This is a genomic window from Planococcus circulans, from assembly GCF_020023385.1.
In the GTDB taxonomy this organism is placed as follows: domain Bacteria; phylum Bacillota; class Bacilli; order Bacillales_A; family Planococcaceae; genus Planococcus.
Genome location: NZ_JAIQCL010000015.1, coordinates 1 through 19,048, shown reverse-complemented (window position 1 = coordinate 19,048; position 19,048 = coordinate 1). Strand labels below are relative to the sequence as shown.

General features: G+C 46.6%; 17 protein-coding genes and 1 tRNA gene. 14 read left to right on the top strand and 4 right to left on the bottom strand.

Going from position 1 to position 19,048, the window contains the following annotated elements:
• The first annotated feature begins 1 nt into the window (after position 1).
• On the top strand, positions 2-292 hold the full coding sequence (locus K8U60_RS17830) for an RNA-binding S4 domain-containing protein (protein WP_223643254.1): 291 nt from the start codon (positions 2-4) through the stop codon (positions 290-292).
• Positions 293-748: 456 nt separating this feature from the next.
• Here K8U60_RS17830 and argF read toward each other — a convergent pair whose 3' ends face one another.
• From argF to K8U60_RS17815, 3 genes are read right to left on the bottom strand one after another with little or no spacing between them, the layout of a single operon-like run.
• Positions 749-1,702, bottom strand: coding sequence for an ornithine carbamoyltransferase (gene argF / locus K8U60_RS17825; protein ID WP_223643252.1), 954 nt, complete (start codon positions 1,700-1,702; stop codon positions 749-751).
• Positions 1,699-4,797, bottom strand: a complete 3,099-nt coding sequence (locus tag K8U60_RS17820; protein WP_223643250.1) for a carbamoyl phosphate synthase large subunit — start codon at positions 4,795-4,797, stop codon at positions 1,699-1,701. The genes argF and K8U60_RS17820 overlap by 4 nt, the downstream gene beginning before the upstream one ends.
• Positions 4,790-5,860: a carbamoyl phosphate synthase small subunit gene (locus K8U60_RS17815; RefSeq protein ID WP_223643248.1), complete on the bottom strand. Its 1,071-nt coding sequence runs from the start codon at positions 5,858-5,860 to the stop codon at positions 4,790-4,792. Before K8U60_RS17815 ends, K8U60_RS17820 begins: the two co-directional genes overlap by 8 nt.
• A 280-nt stretch (positions 5,861-6,140) precedes the next feature.
• On the opposite strand from K8U60_RS17815, the gene K8U60_RS17810 reads away from it, so the two are divergent.
• Together K8U60_RS17810 and K8U60_RS17805 are read left to right on the top strand one after the other, a co-directional pair.
• The gene (locus K8U60_RS17810; RefSeq protein WP_223643246.1) at positions 6,141-6,563 is read left to right on the top strand and encodes an FtsB family cell division protein; all 423 of its coding nucleotides are present in this window, start codon (positions 6,141-6,143) and stop codon (positions 6,561-6,563) included.
• Positions 6,564-6,679: 116 nt separating this feature from the next.
• Positions 6,680-7,102 carry a S1 domain-containing RNA-binding protein gene (locus K8U60_RS17805; RefSeq protein ID WP_223643244.1) on the top strand — a complete coding sequence of 141 codons (423 nt, stop codon included), beginning with the start codon at positions 6,680-6,682 and terminating at the stop codon, positions 7,100-7,102.
• Between the two features lie 192 nt (positions 7,103-7,294).
• On the opposite strand, the gene K8U60_RS17800 is transcribed toward K8U60_RS17805, so the two are convergent.
• Positions 7,295-7,368: transfer RNA gene (locus tag K8U60_RS17800), tRNA-Met, on the bottom strand.
• A gap of 127 nt (positions 7,369-7,495) precedes the next feature.
• On the opposite strand from K8U60_RS17800, the gene tilS reads away from it, so the two are divergent.
• From tilS to lysS, 11 genes are all read left to right on the top strand, one after another.
• Positions 7,496-8,887 carry a tRNA lysidine(34) synthetase TilS gene (tilS, locus tag K8U60_RS17795; protein WP_223643242.1) on the top strand — a complete coding sequence of 464 codons (1,392 nt, stop codon included), beginning with the start codon at positions 7,496-7,498 and terminating at the stop codon, positions 8,885-8,887.
• 32 nt (positions 8,888-8,919) lie between these two features.
• Positions 8,920-9,471 (top strand): hypoxanthine phosphoribosyltransferase, encoded by a 552-nt coding sequence (gene hpt, locus K8U60_RS17790; protein ID WP_223643240.1) that lies wholly within the window; start codon positions 8,920-8,922, stop codon positions 9,469-9,471.
• Positions 9,472-9,592: 121 nt separating this feature from the next.
• Positions 9,593-11,608: an ATP-dependent zinc metalloprotease FtsH gene (gene ftsH / locus K8U60_RS17785; protein ID WP_223643238.1), complete on the top strand. Its 2,016-nt coding sequence runs from the start codon at positions 9,593-9,595 to the stop codon at positions 11,606-11,608.
• Between the two features lie 119 nt (positions 11,609-11,727).
• Positions 11,728-12,495, top strand: coding sequence for a type III pantothenate kinase (locus K8U60_RS17780; RefSeq protein WP_223643236.1), 768 nt, complete (start codon positions 11,728-11,730; stop codon positions 12,493-12,495).
• Positions 12,496-12,512: 17 nt separating this feature from the next.
• Positions 12,513-13,394 (top strand): Hsp33 family molecular chaperone HslO, encoded by an 882-nt coding sequence (hslO, locus tag K8U60_RS17775; RefSeq protein WP_223643234.1) that lies wholly within the window; start codon positions 12,513-12,515, stop codon positions 13,392-13,394.
• On the top strand, positions 13,378-14,319 hold the full coding sequence (locus tag K8U60_RS17770) for a peptidyl-prolyl cis-trans isomerase (RefSeq protein WP_223643232.1): 942 nt from the start codon (positions 13,378-13,380) through the stop codon (positions 14,317-14,319). Before hslO ends, K8U60_RS17770 begins: the two co-directional genes overlap by 17 nt.
• A gap of 133 nt (positions 14,320-14,452) precedes the next feature.
• Positions 14,453-15,394, top strand: a complete 942-nt coding sequence (gene cysK, locus K8U60_RS17765; RefSeq protein WP_223643230.1) for a cysteine synthase A — start codon at positions 14,453-14,455, stop codon at positions 15,392-15,394.
• A gap of 138 nt (positions 15,395-15,532) precedes the next feature.
• Complete coding sequence (gene folP, locus K8U60_RS17760) at positions 15,533-16,345, top strand: dihydropteroate synthase (RefSeq protein WP_223643228.1); 813 nt, start codon at positions 15,533-15,535, stop codon at positions 16,343-16,345.
• Entirely contained in the window at positions 16,345-16,710 is a 366-nt protein-coding gene (gene folB / locus K8U60_RS17755; RefSeq protein ID WP_223643226.1) for a dihydroneopterin aldolase, read from the top strand. Before folP ends, folB begins: the two co-directional genes overlap by 1 nt.
• A complete protein-coding gene (gene folK, locus K8U60_RS17750) occupies positions 16,707-17,201 on the top strand; it encodes a 2-amino-4-hydroxy-6-hydroxymethyldihydropteridine diphosphokinase (protein ID WP_223643224.1) in 495 nt (164 codons plus the stop codon). Before folB ends, folK begins: the two co-directional genes overlap by 4 nt.
• Before the next feature lie 113 nt (positions 17,202-17,314).
• A complete protein-coding gene (gene lysS / locus K8U60_RS17745) occupies positions 17,315-18,799 on the top strand; it encodes a lysine--tRNA ligase (protein WP_223643222.1) in 1,485 nt (494 codons plus the stop codon).
• The last annotated feature ends 249 nt before the right edge of the window (positions 18,800-19,048 follow it).

Here is a 19,048-nt window from a genome sequence, read left to right as displayed (position 1 = left end):
TATGCGACTCGATAAATTTCTGAAAGTATCCCGCCTGATCAAGCGCCGTACATTGGCGAAGCAAGTGGCTGACCAAGGCCGCATCACCGTAAACGGCAATAAAGCGAAAGCGAGCTCAGTCATTAAAGAAAACGATGAGCTGCAAATCCGTTTCGGGCAAAAAGTCGTTACCGTCCGTATCGATGGGCTGAAGGAAGTCGCGAAAAAAGAAGAAGCGGCCAATATGTACACCATCCTGAAAGAAGAAAAATTGGACAAGGTCGAACCTGAATTCATTGACGACGAAGCCTGATTGGCCAAACAAGTAAAAAACAAAAACGCCTTCGGAATCCATAGATTCCGAAGGCGTTTTTCAGGCTGTCGAGAAACTTATAACAAGCCATGGTTTTCCGAAGCTTACCGCTCGCTTTCCGCGGGCTCGCGTTCAAGCCTCCTCGTGCGCTTTGCTCTCTGCGGAGTCTCGGCCGTCTCGCTTTCCCGCAGGTGTCGAGCGGAAGCTTCTACAAACCCCTTCATGTACTCTTTCTTCTTTGAATTTATCGGATGGCGGGGAAGGGCAATGATGTGATACTGCATCGCTTCGCTAGCTTCGTCGCAAACGAGCCAGGCAAAGCCCGACTCGCTTCCTACGGGAGCAGCACGAGCTGGAGCCACTGGACTGAGCAGCGCGAGGGAAGCGGCAGAAGCCGTGCCCGTGGAACGCGTCCGCCTAGAGCGAAATGTAGTATGAAGACTTTTTCATTGTTGTCTATTTGTCGCCCATCAGTGCGACGAGTACTGCTTTTTGTGCGTGCAGACGATTTTCAGCTTCCTGGAAAATCACCGAATTCGGGCCTTCCAAAATAGCAGTCGTCACTTCCTCTTCACGATGGGCAGGCAGGCAGTGCATGAAGATATAATCTTCATTGGCGTGCTTGACGAGCTCTTCGTTCACTTGGAAGCCTTGGAAATGCTGCAGGCGTTCAATGGTTTCCTGTTCTTGCCCCATGCTTGCCCAGACATCCGTATAGATGACGTCACTTCCGGCAACTGCTTGTTCCGGGCTTTCGGTGATCTCGATGTTCGATCCGGTATATTGTGCGATGTCTTTTGCAAGTGCCACCATTTCCGCGGTAGGTGCATAAGCGGCAGGAGAGGCGACACTGATGTTCATGCCGACTTTAGCGGCACCGATCATCAAGGAGTTGGCCATATTGTTGCCGTCTCCGATATACGCCATTTTCTTGCCTTTCAATGTCCCGAAATGCTCGAGGATGGTCATCAGATCTGCCAGCACCTGGCAAGGGTGATAATCATCGGTCAATCCGTTGATGACCGGAATGGAACTGAAGTCTGCCAGTTCCTGAACGACGGATTGATGGAATGTGCGGATCATCAGGCCGTCCAAGTAACCTGACAACACGCGCGCGGTATCGGGAATGGTTTCTCCTCGACCGATTTGTGTATCCTGGGAGCTCAAGAACATGGCGTTGCCGCCAAGCTGAAGCATTCCCGCTTCGAATGAAACACGTGTGCGGGTAGATGACTTTTCGAAAATCATGCCCAATACTTTACCTTTTAAAAGCGGCAGGTATTTATTTTCAGGCTTTTTCAGTTCTATTGCCAAATTCAGCAAATCCATAATTTCATCTGTGCTGTAATCTTTCAGGGACAGAAAGTCCTCTTGGATAATCGATGGGGCAAACGGGATCGCCATTGTCATTTTGCAAGCACTCCTTTCGATAATGCGGTAATGGTTGAATAAGTTCCGTTGAAAGCAGCTGCTGTTTCAGGGCGTGTCCAGACATGGAGACGGTGAATGGCAGCTTGCTTCGCGTTGGTGCTTTCCGGGTCAGGAGCAAAGTCGATATAGGCTTTTTTATCATCTGTTTTCAGCCATTCCTCGAATGGAATAATGGACTCGGTGACAATGTTGAAACCGCATGCGTCCCATGAAGCGCTGTCCACTTGGCCGATTGAACTTTCCGCGACAAACAAGGTGCCGCCGGTAGCCAGGTCAGCCAATTGGACAGAAGCGCCGCTGAGAGCTTTCGCCAATGCGGCAGCAAGATCAGGACTAGAGCCGATCACTTCGCCTGTCGACATCATTTCAGGAGACAGGACAGGGGACAGTCCAGGCAACTTAATATGGGAGAAAACCGGTGCTTTAACTGTATATTCCGGCTGTCCATTATAAGTTTCTTCAATGTTAAGTTCTTCAAAAGGCACTCCCAGCAATAAAGCCGTGGCGTGCTGCACAAGCGGCACATCGGTCACTTTCGAGCTGATTGGTGCTGTTCGCGATGCCCGCGGATTGATTTCCATGACGAATAATTGATCGCCTTCATACACGAATTGAATATTGAACAAGCCAGTATAATCCATGTTTCTGGCGATGTGTTTCGCAGTTTTTGAAAGTTCCTGCAAAGCCTGTTCCGATAATGAAACGGGCGGCGTAATGGAGATGCTGTCGCCGGAGTGGACGCCGGTTCCTTCAACATGCTCGAAAATGGCGGAGACCCAGACATGTTCGCCGTCGGTCAGAATATCGGCCTCTACTTCTTTGCCGGTGACAAAATGGTCGACCAGTACAGGGAACGCCATTGTCGTCTGCTGCAGCCAGTCGCTGAGCTCCGCTTCGTTATGCAGCACAATCATGCCGCGTCCGCCGATAACATAAGATGGCCGCAAGAGCACCGGGAAGCCGAGTGAACGGGCTGCCGGAATAACAGCGGATGGTTCACTCGCTGTTTTTCCGGGAATGGTCGGCAAGCCGATCGATTCCAGGAAAGCATAAAAGCGGTCGCGGTCTTCCATTTGATCCAACAGATCCACTGTCGACCCAAGAACCGTGATGCCCGCTTCTTGAAGCGCAGCTGCAACATTCAGCGAAGTTTGTCCGCCGAACTGGAGAATGACTTGGTTGATGCCTTCAAAATCCAGGACATTCAGAATGTCTTCCGGTGTCATTGGCTCGAAATACAGCGCATCTGCAACTTCGTAATCGGTGCTGACAGTCTCAGGGTTGTTGTTGATCATGATGGCTTCATAACCGAGTTTCTGTGCGGCCATGACACTGTGTACACAGCAATAATCGAACTCGATGCCCTGGCCGATCCGGATTGGACCGGATCCCACAACCGCCACTTTTTTCTTATGGTGAGAACGGCTGACATCGGAAGAACCTTGCCACGTAGAATAAAAATAATTGGTATCCGAGCGGAATTCAGCCGCGCATGTATCGATCATGCGATAAGCAGGCGTTACTTGCCAGATGCGGCGCTGTCCCCAAATTTCAGGGCAGGTGACATTCCAAAGATCAGCCAATTGCTGATCGCTGAAGCCAAGCGTCTTGGCCTGCAGCAGGCGGGAGCGGGTCATATTGTTCCAGTCCAGTTGCTGCAGTTCTTTCCATTCGGCAACGATGTTGGCCATTGCTGATAAGAAATAAGGAGTGATGCCCGTAATATTGTGAAGAAATTCAATTGACTTGCCGCGTACCAGCAGTTCAAACAGAACAAACAACCGGCGGTCATCGGCTTCAATCGCCAATTGGCATAAATCTTCTGTAGAAAAACCAGCAAGTGCCTTGAGACGGAAACCGTCAATCGGCAGTTCAAGTGAGCGGATCGCTTTTTGCAGCGCGGCTTCCATGCGGCGTTCAATCGCCATGACTTCACCGGTCGCTTTCATCTGTGTGCCGAGTTTGCGCTCTGCCTGTGGGAATTGATCGAATGGCCAGCGCGGAATTTTAACAGCCACATAATCCAACGCCGGTTCAAAGCTGGCAAACGTAGTGCCGGTGACGGGATTTTTCAATTCAGCCAATTTATAGCCGATCGCTAACTTAGCGGCAATCTTGGCAATTGGGTAACCTGTCGCTTTTGAAGCAAGCGCCGAAGAACGGCTGACGCGCGGATTGACTTCAATCAAATAATAAGCCGAAGTTTCCGGATGCAAGGCGAACTGCACATTGCAGGCGCCGATAATGCCAAGTGCTTCGATGATATGGATCGAAGAGCTGCGCAGCATATGGAAATCTTTATCATTTAAAGTTTGGCTTGGCGCGACGACAATCGAGTCGCCGGTATGTACGCCGACAGGGTCTAAGTTTTCCATATTGCAGATGGTGATGCAGGTTCCATCTGCATCGCGCATAACTTCGTACTCAATTTCCTTGTAGCCGGCAATGCTGATTTCAACAAGGCATTGCTTGATGGGGCTGGCGCTCAATCCTTGCTTCACCAGCTTAATGTAGGTTTTTTCATCTTCGGCAATCCCGCCGCCAAAGCCGCCAAGCGTATAGGCAGGGCGCACGATGAGGGGATAACCCGCTGAAGCGGCAAACTCCAAAGCTCCTTCGATCGAGTAAATGATGTCGCTGTCCGGGACCGGTTCGCTCAACTCATTCATCAGGGCGCGGAACTGCTCGCGGTCTTCCGCTTGTTTGATGGCTTTCATATCCGTGCCGAGCAATGTGACACCGTATTTCGTCAAAATGCCGGCATCGGATAAAGCCATGGCCAGGTTCAGTCCGGTTTGTCCGCCGACTGTCGCCAACAAGCCATCTGGGCGTTCTTTTTCGATGATGGCCGTAGCGCTTTCCAAGGTTAGGGGTTCAAAATACACTTGATCGGAAACGGATTTATCGGTCATGATGGTCGCTGGATTATTGTTGATCAGAATGACATGGATGCCTTCTTCTTTTAAAGCCAAGCATGCCTGTGTTCCCGAATAATCGAATTCTGCTGCCTGGCCGATGACAATGGCTCCTGACCCGATGACCAGTACTTTTTTTATTTGCTCTTGCTTAGGCATGTATTTTCACTCTCTCTTTTTGCTGTGTCATGGCCAGAAACTGTTGGAACAGTTCAAGGTGGTCAGCCGGACCTGGTGCTGCTTCCGGATGGAACTGGACTGTGGTCAGTGGCAGGGTATCGTGGACCAAGCCTTCAATACTGCCATCATTGACGTTTTCGTAGAGCACGGAAAACGGTGTATCCTTCAGGCTGGCGCTCTCGACCACATAACTATGGTTCTGGGAGCTCATGCTGACCCGTTTTGTCTGCAGGTTCATCACGGGATGGTTAGCTCCGCGGTGGCCATATGCAAGCTTGGTCGTTTTTGCGCCAAATGCCGAAGCCAATACCTGGTGGCCGAGACAGATGCCGAAGCTCGGATAGCGTTCAGCCCAATCCCGGTATGTAGGAAACAAATGTTGTAGAGCTGCCGGATCTCCGGGGCCGTTTGAAAAAAGAAGGCCATCCAATCCCAGTGAATCCAGTTTTTCTGTCGGTGTTGCATAAGGGACGATGCTGACTTTGCAATCCAATTCGAGCAATTCTTTTAAAATGGAGGATTTATGATGGAAATCGATCAAGCCGATATGAGTAGAGCCAGATCCAAGAGTCTGAATTTCTTCAGCACTGGTTGTGGCTGGAAAGAAATAGGTCTGTACGGGTTCCCAGGCTAATTCCGGGAGAGAGGTGTGGACCAGCTGCGATTGCATTGTTCCGGATTCGCGGACGTTCTGAATGATTGAACGTGTATCTGCGCCACTTAAGATGGGGATGCTGTGTTTGTCTGCAAACTCCGCAAGTGAAATGGCATCTTTGCCGAGCGGCCCTTCATACAATCCCGCCACAATGATGCCGGCAGTCTGGATCTGATCGGATTGTGCATAAAGGGACTGGATTCCGTATTGGCCGATAAGCGGGTAAGAGAATACGATAATCTGCCCTTTATAAGAGGGGTCCGTCAAAACTTCTTCATAGCCGGTCATGCCCGTGAAAAAGACGATTTCTCCTTGAATGGCGGAAGCTTTACCGTGCCACTGGCCTTTGAATGCTTTTCCATTTGATAAAGTCAATAAACCTGTCATTTTCTTCACTCCAATTTTATTCATTAATTTTGTATATATATAAGCTCTTTCTTGCAATTAATTCTAAAAAACGACGGTAACATTCGATAAAAGATAATGATTAGTATTATAAGACTGTATAAAAATTAAGTCAACAGTATTTTTATTAATAAAAGGTAAAGTGTTCTACTCCCTGTTTAAAGGAATGGAGTGAAAATAGGGAAAATTATTCAAAAAGCTTATAATATCAAGGGTTTTCATGTATAATAATGACAAAGTTAGTATGGAAGGGGAGCGGGTCATGAGTTTGAAGAGAGATCCAAAGGCGGAAACGCGAGAAGTCACCTCGATTCGCAATGACTATGTCCGTTCGGTCGAAATGGAAGGGGCGCGCAAAAAAGCGCATCGCATCCGGTTATTCAGAAGGCTGACAGTATTCGGGGTGCTGGTTCTGATGGCCACCATTTGGGTAGGTTCGACCATTTATGCACAAACACAGACAATTTCTGAAAAAGAAGAGCTCCGTGAAGAGGCGTTGCTAAAGCTTGAAGAAGTTGAAAAGCAGCAAAGCCAGCTGGAAGAGCAGATCCTGTTATTGAACGATGAAGAATACTTAGCTAAATTAGCGCGCAAAGATTACTTTCTTTCAGACGAAGGAGAAATTATTTTTACGACACCACATGATGAAAAAAAAGATGAAGAAAAACCATCAGAAGAAGAGTAGTCGGTTGACACTCTTTTTTTGATGGTTATAATAAAAAGTGGGACAAGTCCCGCAAAATGACAGCATGGCCCTGAATTTTGGAGTCATCTTAATTTTTAAGGAGGAGCATTTTTTTTATGTCGATTGAAGTAGGCAGCAAGTTAGAAGGTAAAGTCACAGGTATTACAAACTTTGGAGCATTTGTTCAGCTTCCAACTGGTGCAACAGGCCTCGTGCATATAAGTGAAGTCGCCGACAACTACGTTAAAGATATCAATGATCATCTTAAAGTTGGCGAAATGGTAGAAGTTAAAGTTATGAATGTAGAAGCAGACGGTAAAATCGGCCTTTCCATTCGTAAAGCGAAACCACAACCACCCGGCGGCACAGAACGACCACAACGACCACGCCCAAGCAGCAATCGTTCATTTGATCGCGCTCCAAAAGAGAACTTTGAAACGAAAATGGCGAAGTTCTTAAAAGACAGCGAAGAAAACATGACGACCTTAAAACGCGCTACTGAATCGAAGCGCGGCGGCAGAGGAGCAAAAAGAGGCTAACTTGCTAGCTGTTTTAATAGTATAGGGAAATGCTTCAACACAGCTGGAAATCTATATTGAAACGCTTCTCACATGGGAAGCGTTTTTTTTATCACATTTGGCCGGTTTGGCCAAGCATGTCCATTCAGACAAAAAAAGCAGCGCCCAATGAAGGACGCTGCTTTTAAGTCGAGCTTTTCAGTTGAAGAATAATGGCGGCAGAGGGGATCGAACCCCCGACCTCACGGGTATGAACCGTACGCTCTAGCCAGCTGAGCTACGCCGCCTTGTTTAAACGAACATTTAATAGCATACTATTGAAAGGTACGTCTGTCAATTGCTAATTGAAAATAATTTTTATCCTGTCCTTCTAAGTGTATTAAGAAAGAAGGCATAGGCAAGTGGGGTGGAAAAATGAAGAGCTTTCAGGAGCTGATGATGAGGCATATCCGGAAGCAGGAATTGCTCCAGGCAGGAGACCGGGTATTGGTTGGCTGTTCGGGAGGCATCGATTCCATGGTATTGCTCCATTTCTTGAATTCGTTAAAAGATGAACTGGGCATTTCAGTTGCGGCAGTCCATGTAGATCACATGCTGCGTGGCGAAGAGTCGCGGCAGGATCGACTGTTTATGGAAATGACAGCTGGTGAGTGGGGAGTGGAATGTTTTAGCCGGGCGATTCCGATTCCTGAAATCTGGCAGGAAAAGGGAGGCAACAAGCAGCAGCTTTGCCGCACGGAACGGTATGCTTATTTTCTCGAAATAATGGAAAAGACAGGCGCAGCTAAATTTGCCACAGCCCATCACGCGGATGATCAACTTGAGACTATCCTTATGTCAGGGTTGAGAGGCAGTCTTCAAGACGGTTCATTCGGCATATCCGCTCGCCGGCCATTTGGTACCGGATTACTGATACGGCCCCAATTGGCAGTGGATAAGGAGCAGATTACAGCATATGCAGAGGTGCATGAGATTCCTCACCGGGAAGATTCCAGTAATGCAGAGCCCGCCTACACACGAAATCGGATCCGCCAACGCGTTCTGCCGCTTCTTAAAGAAGAGAGCAGCAATGTCTCCCAAAACTTCGTTGAACTGGCGGAAGATATGCAACAGGATCAACAGTTTCTGCAGGAGCTTGCCGAGAAAAAATTACAGCAGTTGATCCAAACGACAGAAGAGGGAATTGTTTTGTCTGCCAAAAGTTTCAGACTTGAGGCGCATGCTTTACAAAAAAGAATGGTTCTACTACTATTAAACTATCTATATGATCCCAAGCAAATTCCCGTAACAAGGCAGCTGGTCGAACAAATGCAAGAAATGATGCAAAGTTCATCGGGTACTGTTTTTTTACATTTGCCGCAAAATTATGTAGCGACCCGCCAATATGACACGGTTTTTCTCAATCGCCAACCACTGGAACAACAGACTGCGCCAGAGGCTATCAGCGTTACTGCTGACTGGACGCCGGTTTATCGGGGTTGCCGTTACAGGGCGGTGCCTTTTGAAAAAGTGGGGGAAAATGACAATTCTACAGTTTGGCATTTCCATGCCCCGGAAGATTCCCAGCTCTTTTTAAGGAGCAGAAAACCGGGTGACCGGATTCAGCTTGCCGGAATGGATCGCCCGAAGAAATTGGCGCGCTTGATGATTGATGAAAAGATTCCTGTGCCTATGAGAGAAAGTTGGCCTGTCATCACCACTGACAAAAACGAACTTTTATTAGTGCCAGGCTTACGCCCATCCGCCAAGGTCAGCAGACAAAAACGCGACGGAGACAATTGGGTACTAATTGAACAATATGTATAGCGTGTAAAAGAAGGATTACTAGGAGGTCCACCATGTTACAGAACGATATTAAAGAAGTGTTGATCAGTGAAGAACAATTGCAAGAAAAAGCTCGCGAATTAGGAGCAGTATTGACAGAGGATTACAAAGGCAAATACCCTCTGGCTATCGGTGTATTAAAAGGCGCGATGCCTTTTATGGGGGATTTGATGAAACGCATTGACGGCTTTGTCGAAATGGATTTCATGGATGTCTCAAGCTACGGCAATGCCACCGTTTCTTCTGGCGAAGTGAAGATCGTCAAAGATTTGAACGCCAGTGTTGAAGGGCGCGATCTCCTGATCATCGAAGACATTATTGACAGTGGAATGACGCTTAGCTATCTAGTGGACCTTTTCAAATACCGGAAAGCAAAATCGATCAAGATTGTTACGTTGCTGGACAAGCCGACGGGACGGAAAGTCGACTTGAAAGCTGATTATGTTGGTTTTATCGTGCCGGATGCATTTGTAGTAGGCTACGGTTTGGATTACGCAGAAAAATACCGGAATTTGCCGTATATCGGCATTCTGAAGCCTTCGGTTTACAGTGGAGAAGAAGAATAGTCAAGGTTCGTTCACAGTCTTTGGATTTAACAGCGGGAATAAGGTCTTTTCGTTGTATGCTTAAATGTTCCTATGGTAGTATTTAGTATAGTTTTAGGGAAACTTTATGAGGAGGCGCGGGATGAATCGGATATTTCGATACACCATATTTTATTTACTGATTTTCCTAGTTATTATCGGGATTCTGGGAACCTTCAACAATAGCAACCAGCCGACTGAAAATATAGGATATAACGAGTTTTTGGCAGCGTTGGAAAATGGACAGATTGAAGAAGTCACCATCCAGCCAGAGGCAATGGTTTATGAAGTTACAGGCATCATGGAAGGCTATGAAGAAGGCCAGTCTTTTGTAACGAACATTCCGCTTGAAAATGAAGCATTGACGACTCAAATCGATGAAGTCGCCAGCTCACAGGATGTACAGGTTGAATTCTTGAAAGCTCCACAAACAAGTGGCTGGGTTTCATTTTTCACTGGCATCATTCCATTCATCATCATCTTCATCCTTTTCTTCTTCTTACTTAACCAATCACAAGGCGGCGGAGGCGGCCGTGTGATGAACTTCGGTAAAAGTAAAGCGAAGCTGTATGATGACCAGAAACAAAAAGTCCGCTTTGGCGATGTAGCTGGAGCAGATGAAGAGAAGCAGGAACTTGTAGAAGTTGTTGATTTCCTGAAAGATCCGCGCAGATTCGCAGATATCGGCGCCCGCATTCCAAAAGGGATTTTGCTTGTCGGACCTCCGGGTACCGGTAAAACCCTCTTGGCTCGTGCTGTTGCCGGAGAAGCTGGCGTTCCTTTCTTCTCGATCAGTGGTTCTGATTTTGTTGAGATGTTCGTTGGTGTCGGGGCTTCCCGAGTTCGTGATTTGTTCGAAAACGCTAAGAAAAATGCACCTTGTATCATTTTCATCGATGAAATTGACGCAGTCGGCCGCCAGCGTGGCGCCGGCCTCGGCGGTGGACACGATGAGCGTGAACAGACATTGAACCAACTATTGGTAGAGATGGATGGTTTCGGTGCAAACGAAGGCGTCATCATTATTGCAGCAACGAACCGTCCGGATATTCTGGATCCGGCTTTGCTTCGTCCAGGACGTTTTGACCGTCAGATTACTGTAGGTCGTCCGGATGTTAAAGGCCGTGAAGAAGTCCTTAAAGTTCACGCCCGCAATAAACCGCTTGATGAAAATGTCGACTTGAAAGCGATCGCTCAGCGTACACCTGGATTCTCAGGCGCCGATTTAGAGAACTTATTGAACGAAGCGGCACTTGTTGCAGCCCGTCGTAGTAAACTCAAAATCGACATGTCCGATCTGGACGAAGCATCAGACCGCGTTATCGCTGGTCCCGCTAAGAAAAATCGCGTCATTTCGAAAAAAGAACGCAATATCGTGGCATTCCACGAATCAGGACATACCGTCATCGGCTTGATATTGGACGATGCAGATATTGTCCATAAAGTAACCATCGTTCCTCGCGGCCAAGCTGGCGGATATGCCGTCATGCTTCCGAGAGAAGATCGCTACTTTATGACGAAACCGGAATTGCTTGATAAGATTGCCGGATTACTCGGTGGTCGTGTAGCTGAAGATCTTTCATTCGGTGAAGTATCGACCGGCGCCCATAACGATTTCCAACGTGCAACGGCTATTGCCCGCAGCATGGTAACGGAATACGGGATGAGTGACAAGATTGGACCTGTCCAATTCGGTACGGCACAAGGTGGAAATGTTTTCCTAGGCCGCGACTTTAACTCAGAACAAAACTATTCCGATGCAATTGCCTTTGAAATCGATCAGGAAGTTCAACGCATCATCAAAGAGCAGTATATTCGCACGAAAGAGATTCTGACTGAAAACCAGAACCTTCTAAAATTGATTGCAAATACGTTGCTTGAAGTTGAAACGTTGGATGCTGCCCAGATTCTTCACTTGAAAGAACATGGAACGCTGCCTGAACGTTCATATGAATCATTGAACGGTGATTTCGGAGATGAAGACGCAGTGGATTTGAAAAAAGACAGTGATGTTCCGGATGCAGTAGGAGCAGCAACGGATCCTTCAACGGGAGACCTGCCATCAGAAGAAGGCGAAGCGACTCCAGTTGGAGAGCCGATTGAAGAAAAGCGCAAATAAGCACAATGAATAATGAGCTGGTTGCCCATTCCCTTTGAAAGGGATGGGCAACCAGCTTTTTGCTTTTCCGGAATTATGGTATGATGTGTTGGAAATTCGTCAATAAGTGAGGGCAAATCATGATCTTAGTATTGGATGCTGGAAATACGAATATTGTTCTGGGCGTCTATAGCCAGGAACAGTTAATACATCATTGGCGCATGGAGACTTTGCGCCACAAAACAGAAGATGAGTACGGGATGCAGATTAAAGCATTTCTGAACGATGCGGACCTAAGCTTCTCGTCGATTGACGGCATCATCATGTCTTCGGTGGTACCGCCGATCATGTCTGCACTGGAACGGATGTGCCAGAAGTATTTTCAATTAAAGCCGATGATTGTCGGACCTGGCGTCAAAACCGGGCTCAACATCAAATATGATAATCCCCGAGAAGTGGGTGCCGACCGGATTGTCAATGCGGTCGCAGCGATTCACGAATACGGTGCTCCTTTGATCATTGTGGACTTTGGCACTGCCAATACTTTCTGTTATATTAATGAAAAGCAGCAATACATGGGGGGAGCTATTGCTCCAGGGATCAATATTTCAACAGAAGCACTCTATGCCCGTGCCTCCAAATTGCCGCGGATTGAAATCACTACACCGGATCAAGTGGTCGGGAGAAATACCATTTCCGCCATGCAGGCTGGAATTGTCTATGGGTATGTCGGCCAGGCGGAAGGCATCGTAGCCCGCATGAAAAAGCAGAGCAAGGAAAAGCCGACAGTCATTGCGACCGGTGGCATGGCTTCTTTGATTGCCGGTGAATCGACAGCCATCGATTATGTAGATCCTTTTTTAACATTAAAAGGACTGTATTTAATTTACAAACGCAACCAAGCGTAAAGAAAGGAACGATACATGTGTCAGATTATTTAGTACGCGGCCTTGGATTTAATGGAAGTGTCCGTGCATTTGCAGTAGACAGCACGAAAACAGTAGGAGAAGCGCAGCGCCGTCATATGATGTGGCCAACCGCTTCGGCAGCATTAGGACGTGCCATGACAGGCGGAGTTATGCTTGGGGCTATGCTGAAAGGCGACGATAAAGTAACGATTAAATTTGAAGGCGGCGGACCCATCGGTGCTTTACTGGTGGACAGCAACGCAAAAGGCGGCGTCCGTGGCTATGTTTCCAATCCGCAAACCCATTTTGATCTGAATGAAAAAGGAAAATTGGATGTCAGCCGCGCAGTCGGCACGAATGGCATGATGTCGGTTGTCAAAGACCTTGGCATGCGCGACAATTTTACGGGCCAGACACCGATTGTTTCAGGTGAAATCGCTGAAGATTTCACTTATTATTTTGCGGTATCCGAACAGGTGCCTTCTTCAGTCGGATTGGGTGTGTTGGTAGATACCGACAATTCAATTTTGGCGGCGGGCGGCTTTATTGTTCAATTGATGCCGAATACAGATGATGAGACGATCACGGAAATTGAAGAGCATCTTTCTACTATCGAACCTGTCTCTAAAATGATTCAGCGCGGACTGTCGCCTGAAGAAATCCTTGAAGTGGTACTTGGAGAAGGGAACGTCCAGATTCTTGATAAAATGCCGGTACATTTCGACTGCAACTGTTCCAAAGACCGTTTTGCGACAGCTATTTTAGGGCTTGGAGAAAAAGAAATTCAGGACATGATCGATGAAGATGGGATGGCAGAAGCACAATGTCATTTTTGTCTAGAAACGTATCAGTATTCTAAAGAGGAACTCGAGTCGTTTATCAATGAGCTCCAGTCATAATAATCGGCGCCCTGTGCCACCGGCAGGTACAGGCAAGCCGAAAAGACATTTGAAGACCAAACCGGTGCTGCTGGTCATCGGCATTTTACTGCTGGCGAACTTCCTCTGGTTTATTGCCTGGCTGATTCCAAATGACGTAGGCAACACGGAAAAAGTCGCTTCTGTCAGCGGAGATGACATCACGCGGGAAGAGTGGTTGGCTGCCATGGAAGAACAGCATGGCCGCGAAGCGCTGCTCGAATTGGTCAATGAAAAAGTAATGGCGACAGCAGCGAAGGATTATGGAATCGAAGTAAGCGATAAAGAGATTGATTTGGAGTTGGCGATGCTGCGTTCTTCTCAAGACAGTACAGAGGCTGCATTATACACAGCGGATGAAACACGCCAACGCGAAAAGATAAAAGCCCAGTTGATTCTGGAAAAAGTGCTGACGAAAGATATTGTCATCGAAGAAAGTGAAATTAAAGAGTTCTACGATGACAATCAATCATTATATGATGTGAAAGATTCGTACCGGACACGCATGATTGTCTTGAACTCGGCAGCAGAAGCGGAAGAAACAATTTCAGAGCTGGAAAAAGGCTCTTCATTCGAAGCGACTGCACGTGAACGTTCCATCGACAGTGCGACAGGCAACCTGGGTGGGGACATCGGTTATATTTCCAATGGCGAACCGGGTGTTGACCCCGCTATCGCTAAAACGGTCGCAAAAGTGGAAGTCGGTGAATGGTCATCTCCATTGGCACTGGAAAACGGCAGGACCGCCATTATTTCTGTCACAGAAAAAGTGGGTGGCCAGACATTTTCTTTTGAAGATGTAGCGGGCCACATCAACCGTGAGCTGGCGCTTGAACAATTGCCGCAATCGGTCACTCCAGAAGCTTTCTGGCAGGAATTCGATGCGGAATGGTTTTACGGGGAATAGATTCTTACTGGACGTTTCATCATGAAACGTCTATTTTTTATGAATTCATACAATTTGACAAACTGTCTGTTTTATTGATACCATTAGCTTTATTAAAGTCGACAAATTTACTAGGGATTAGGAGTGTTGAAGAATGGCGCGTGTAGGAAATTCGATTACTGAATTGATTGGACAAACACCAATTGTGAAATTAAACCGGTTAACAGGACCAGAGGATGCAGAAGTCTATTTGAAATTGGAATACTTCAACCCTGGCAGCAGTGTCAAAGATCGTATTGCACTGGCCATGATCGAGGCGGCTGAAAAGTCCGGAGATTTAAAAGAAGGCGATACCATCATCGAACCGACAAGCGGGAATACCGGAATCGGACTGGCGATGATCGCAGCAGCCAAAGGCTATAAGTCTGTTTTGGTTATGCCGGAAACGATGAGTATGGAACGCCGCAACTTATTGCGTGCTTACGGAGCGGAATTGATTTTGACTCCAGGGGCAGACGGAATGAACGGCCCGAACGGCGCCATCAAGACCGCAGAGAAAAAAGCGGCTGAAAACGGCTGGTTTATGCCGCAGCAGTTCAATAACGAAGCAAACCCTGAAGTGCATCGGTTGACAACAGGTCCAGAGATCGTTGAAACAATGGGCGACCAATTGGATGCCTTTATTTCGGGGATCGGCACAGGCGGAACGATTACAGGTGCTGGCCAAGTATTGAAAGAGAAGTATCCTGATATTCAAATCATTGCAGTGGAACCTACTGATTCAGCGGTTCTATCAGGCGGTAAGCCGGGACCCCATAAAATCCAGGGAATTGGAGCAGGATTTGTGCCTGCTGTGCTGAACACGGAGATTTATAACGAGATTATTCAAGTCACAAATGACCAATCGTATGAAACAGCACGCCAGGCAGCACGCGAAGAAGGGATTCTTGGCGGCGTATCTTCAGGAGCCGCGATCTACGCTGCTCTGCAGGTTGCTAAACGTTTAGGTAAAGGCAAAAAAGTCTTGGCGATTATCCCATCCAACGGTGAACGCTACCTAAGTACACCGCTTTATCAATTTGATGAGTCCAACTAAACAGCAACAGCAAAAAGGAGCGTGCCCTCTGGCCGCTCTTTTCTTGTGGAAAAAAACAGCTCAAGTAAGGTAAGATGAAAGCGCGCTTTCATTTCCCAGGAAATAGATAGCTAGTTAAAGTTTGGACGGTGACGCTGAATGAAAATCAATTTTAATGAGAAGACGCTCGTCATGGGCATATTGAATGTCACGCCGGATTCTTTTTCGGATGGAGGCAAATACAGCAGCTTGGAGCAGGCACTTACCCATGCTCAGCAGATGATTGCGGATGGTGTGGATATTATCGACGTGGGAGGTGAGTCTACACGTCCGGGCTATGTACAGATCACAGACGATGAAGAAATAGAGAGAATCGTTCCTGTCATCAAAGCGCTGAAGCAACAGTTTGATGTTTTAATTTCCGTTGATACTTACAAGTCACGGGTAGCTGATGCAGCTATAGCTGCTGGTGCCCACATCATCAATGATATTTGGGGAGCTAAATACGATCCGGTGATTGCGGAAGTAGCCGCTAAGTGGAATGTGCCGATTATCCTCATGCATAACCGTCACGATACGTCATATTCAGATTTCCAGGAAGACGTCATGCGGGATCTGGGAGAAAGCATTCAAATTGCATTAGATGCCGGTGTGCAAAAAGAAAATATCTGGCTCGACCCAGGTGTGGGATTCGTTAAATCCGTATCGCAAAATCTCGAAGCGATACAAATGATCGGGCAGTTGGTGGAATTAGGTTATCCAGTTCTTCTGGGTACCTCAAGAAAATCGTTCATTGGAAAAATTTTAGATGTTTCTGTCGACGAACGGCTGGAAGGTTCGTTGGCAACCGTTTGCTATGGCATCAATCAGGGATGCCACGTTGTGCGTGTCCATGATGTAACGGAAACAGTGCGTGCGGTCCGGATGATGGATGCACTAACTGGCAAGCATCCATACAAGGAGGAGAAATAATGGATTTTATTCACGTGAATGATATGGAGTTCTATGGCTACCACGGGGTATTCCCTGAAGAGACGAAACTTGGCCAACGATTTCGCCTGACGGTTTCACTGGCTGTAGATTTACAGAAGGCGGGAGAGACTGATGCCTTGGAGCATACTGTGCATTATGGAGAAGTCTATGAAGCCTGCCGGTCGATCGTCGAAGGTGAGCCGAAAAAATTGGTGGAGGCTGTAGCAGAAAACGTGGCTGCCCGTATTCTTTCTGATTTTTCATTGGTTCAAGGCATCCGTGTTCAGCTAATCAAACCGGATCCGCCGATTCCCGGCCATTATAAATCAGTGGCGATCGAACTGACCCGAGGTAACTTCGCATGAACCAAAGTTATTTGTCGCTTGGTTCCAATATGGGAAATCGCTTTGAAATGCTGAAGCAGGCCGTATCGCTATTAGCGAATCACGCGGCCGTCAAGGTAATCCACATCTCTTCGCTTTATGAAACAGATCCAGTGGGGTATACGGATCAGGAGCCTTTCCTGAATATGGTCGTTGAGCTTGAAACGGAATTAGAAGCATTGGCATTACTGGATATCTGCCAAGAAATCGAAGAGAGTTTACAGCGCAAGCGGCTTGTCAGGTGGGGGCCGAGGACGATAGATCTCGATATTTTATTGTATAACCAAGATAAGTTTGAAACAGAAAGGCTTACTGTTCCGCATCCGAGAATGCATGAGCGAGCGTTTGTCCTTATTCCGTTGCTGGAAGTGAATCCGGGGTTTGAAGTTGCAGATACTTTTGAAGCTGAGGGCGTTCGTTTATGGAAATCCTATAACAGTATAGAAGAGTTTCTACAAGATACACATTGTTAAGTACAGGTTGCCGCAAATTTGTGGCAGCTTTTTTATGTGGTATGGTAAGAAATTGTGTACAATAGAGAAATACATGAATGAGATTGGTTTATATAGATAAAGGAGTGTAGGACATGTCAGAAGAATTAAACGATCAACTATTGGTGAGACGCCAAAAAATGCAGAATTTCCGTGATCATGGAATGGATCCATTTGGCGGCCGCTTTGAACGTACTCATCTATCGCAGGAAATCATCGAGCAGTACGGAGAGCTTTCTAAAGAAGAGCTTGAAGAAACCCCGCACGAAGTAATCATCGCTGGACGGGTGATGACCAAACGTGGAAAAGGGAAAGCGGGCTTTGCCCACATTCAAGATCTTAAAGGCCAGATTCAAATCTACGTCCGCAAAGATGCAATCGGTGAAGAAGCTTATGAATTTTACAATACGGTCGACTTAGGAGATATTCTGGGTATTAAAGGGACTGTCTTTAAAACAAACGTAGGTGAACTATCGATTAAAGCGAAAGAAGTGGAGTTTCTTACGAAAGCACTGCGTCCGCTGCCTGAAAAGTTCCACGGTTTAAAAGATATAGAACAGCGTTACCGCCAGCGGTACTTAGATCTGCTGACAAGTGATGATAGCAAAGAGACTTTCATACTGAGAAGCCGCATCATTCAATCGATGCGTCGATATTTGGATAACGCTGGATTTTTAGAAGTCGAAACGCCAATGCTTCATTCTATTGCAGGGGGAGCGGCTGCAAAACCGTTTGTTACCCACCATAACGCTTTGGATATGGAATTGTATATCCGTATCGCAATTGAACTTCACTTGAAGCGTCTAATTGTAGGTGGACTCGAGAAGGTTTATGAAATCGGCCGTGTTTTCCGCAACGAAGGAATATCTACACGTCACAATCCTGAATTCACTATGCTTGAACTGTATGAAGCTTATGCAGATTACAACGATATCATGGCACTTACTGAAAACCTGGTGGCACATGTTGCGCAAGAAGTCCTTGGAACAACGACTGTTCAGTATGAAGAAGATAAAATTGATCTAGCTGTAGGTTGGAAACGACTACATATGGTTGACGCCGTAAAGGAATATACAGGTGTTGATTTCTGGAAGCGCATGACAAAAGAAGAAGCCCAGGATTTGGCGAAAGAACACAATATTGATGTAAAACCTACTATGGAAGTAGGGCATATTTTAAATGAGTTCTTTGAGCAGAGAGTGGAAGAGCAATTAGTTCAACCAACGTTCATTTATGGACACCCAGTTGAAATTTCTCCTTTAGCAAAGAAAAACCCTGAAGATGAGCGGTTCACAGATCGATTTGAGTTGTTCATTGTTCGCCGTGAGCATGCTAATGCGTTTACAGAGTTAAACGACCCAATTGATCAGCGTCAGCGTTTTGAAGCCCAGTTGGTTGAAAAGGCTGAAGGAAATGACGAAGCCCATGAAATGGATGAAGACTTTATAGAAGCGTTAGAATACGGATTACCGCCAACAGGTGGATTAGGAATCGGTATTGACCGTTTAATTATGTTGTTAACGAATTCTTCCTCTATTCGAGATGTTTTATTGTTCCCGCAAATGCGGCCAAAAGAATAAGAATGCTTGAGAAAACGCCGGTTTAAAGGTCAAGAACCTCTAAACCGGCATTTTTTAAAAAAGTACTTGTATCTATTTTGATATGGTGCTATACTATTTCTTGTCGCGTTTTTCATAATAAAAGATGCGGAGAATAATAAGGTGAAAAAAGTTATTGACTTCGGTGATAGAAGCTGGTAATATTGAAAAGTCGCCAATGAGTGCGACGAACAACTTGAACCTTGAAAACTGAACAGCAAAACGTCAACA

Bases quoted from the DNA above. Each gene is read 5' to 3' on its own strand.
- K8U60_RS17830 (WP_223643254.1), top strand. From the start codon at position 2: ATGCGACTCGATAAATTTCTGAAAGTATCCCGCCTGATCAAGCGCCGT.
- argF (WP_223643252.1), bottom strand. From the start codon at position 1,702: ATGACAATGGCGATCCCGTTTGCCCCATCGATTATCCAAGAGGACTTT.
- K8U60_RS17820 (WP_223643250.1), bottom strand. From the start codon at position 4,797: ATGCCTAAGCAAGAGCAAATAAAAAAAGTACTGGTCATCGGGTCAGGA.
- K8U60_RS17815 (WP_223643248.1), bottom strand. From the start codon at position 5,860: ATGACAGGTTTATTGACTTTATCAAATGGAAAAGCATTCAAAGGCCAG.
- K8U60_RS17810 (WP_223643246.1), top strand. From the start codon at position 6,141: ATGAGTTTGAAGAGAGATCCAAAGGCGGAAACGCGAGAAGTCACCTCG.
- K8U60_RS17805 (WP_223643244.1), top strand. From the start codon at position 6,680: ATGTCGATTGAAGTAGGCAGCAAGTTAGAAGGTAAAGTCACAGGTATT.
- tilS (WP_223643242.1), top strand. From the start codon at position 7,496: ATGAAGAGCTTTCAGGAGCTGATGATGAGGCATATCCGGAAGCAGGAA.
- hpt (WP_223643240.1), top strand. From the start codon at position 8,920: ATGTTACAGAACGATATTAAAGAAGTGTTGATCAGTGAAGAACAATTG.
- ftsH (WP_223643238.1), top strand. From the start codon at position 9,593: ATGAATCGGATATTTCGATACACCATATTTTATTTACTGATTTTCCTA.
- K8U60_RS17780 (WP_223643236.1), top strand. From the start codon at position 11,728: ATGATCTTAGTATTGGATGCTGGAAATACGAATATTGTTCTGGGCGTC.
- K8U60_RS17770 (WP_223643232.1), top strand. From the start codon at position 13,378: ATGAGCTCCAGTCATAATAATCGGCGCCCTGTGCCACCGGCAGGTACA.
- cysK (WP_223643230.1), top strand. From the start codon at position 14,453: ATGGCGCGTGTAGGAAATTCGATTACTGAATTGATTGGACAAACACCA.
- folP (WP_223643228.1), top strand. From the start codon at position 15,533: ATGAAAATCAATTTTAATGAGAAGACGCTCGTCATGGGCATATTGAAT.
- folB (WP_223643226.1), top strand. From the start codon at position 16,345: ATGGATTTTATTCACGTGAATGATATGGAGTTCTATGGCTACCACGGG.
- folK (WP_223643224.1), top strand. From the start codon at position 16,707: ATGAACCAAAGTTATTTGTCGCTTGGTTCCAATATGGGAAATCGCTTT.
- lysS (WP_223643222.1), top strand. From the start codon at position 17,315: ATGTCAGAAGAATTAAACGATCAACTATTGGTGAGACGCCAAAAAATG.